This window comes from Stenotrophomonas maltophilia group sp. RNC7 (assembly GCF_030910085.1).
In the GTDB taxonomy this organism is placed as follows: Bacteria; Pseudomonadota; Gammaproteobacteria; order Xanthomonadales; family Xanthomonadaceae; genus Stenotrophomonas; species Stenotrophomonas sepilia.
The window spans coordinates 1-450 of record NZ_JAVFVN010000663.1; the positions used below are offsets into that span (position 1 = coordinate 1).

1 protein-coding gene is annotated in these 450 nt (G+C 72.0%); it reads left to right on the forward strand.

What is annotated here, in order from left to right; all coding sequences use genetic code 11:
• On the forward strand, positions 1–273 hold a 273-nt coding region (locus tag RCF13_RS13610), incomplete at its 5' end, for an SDR family oxidoreductase (protein WP_308141254.1).
• Between the last annotated feature and the right edge of the window lie 177 nt (positions 274–450).

Here is a 450-nt window from a genome sequence, read left to right on the forward strand (position 1 = left end):
CACTACACGCGCGCGGCCGCCAAGGAATTCGGCGCGCGCGGCATCTCGGTGACGGCCGTCGGCCCCGGCCCGATGGACACGCCGTTCTTCTATCCGGCCGAAGGCGCCGATGCCGTGGCGTACCACAAGACCGCCGCCGCGCTGTCGCCGTTCTCCAAGACCGGCCTGACCGACATCGAGGACGTGGTGCCGTTCATCCGCCACCTGGTCAGCGATGGCTGGTGGATCACCGGCCAGACCATCCTGATCAACGGGGGCTACACCACCAAGTAAGCGGCCCGGCCGCCCGGGGCCCGCCCGGCCCGTGCGATCCGAGGCCGCGTGGATCCGGCCGGGCCTGTCCGGCGGGAGCGCCATTTCCGGTGTCTGCGATGTCCCGCGGACCGGCTATGCTGTCACGGGTGGCGTCGTGCCGCCGGCGCTGGGGGACTCCCGGGGGAGCATGGACAG